Raw genomic sequence first — 382 nt, forward strand, 5'->3', positions numbered from 1 at the left:
CCCAAGGAATTTATTTGTCCATTCCTTTTCTGAAAAGTCTTTCACTTTTTCATACTTTTGACCATTAATGACTAATCCCATTTGTAATCCTGATGCAACAAATGTAGTACATCCAATTAAAACCATTCCAAATACCAGTACCATTACCAGTATTCCCAGCCAAAACCTTTTGTTTACCATAGTTTTTTCCTCCTTACTTTGGTAACAAAGCTTTATGTGTATAAATTCATAAAACTGTCATTCTTGGCCATTTTTTAACAATTTAATGCTTTTAGACAAAAATTTCAGATTTTATGGCACATAATAGTTTTTAAACGTATTACTTAAAGACATAATACCAAAATACTTAAAATATGTCAATAAGACAAGTGTAAAATTCATT

1 protein-coding gene is annotated in these 382 nt (G+C 28.8%); it reads right to left on the reverse strand.

Features of this window, described 5'->3' with window-relative positions; genetic code table 11:
* On the reverse strand, positions 1–180 hold a 180-nt coding region (locus tag ACYVRH_RS15015; protein ID WP_461257655.1), incomplete at its 3' end, for a hypothetical protein.
* Between the last annotated feature and the right edge of the window lie 202 nt (positions 181–382).

The sequence above is a fragment of the Treponema sp. R80B11-R83G3 genome (assembly GCF_054786115.1).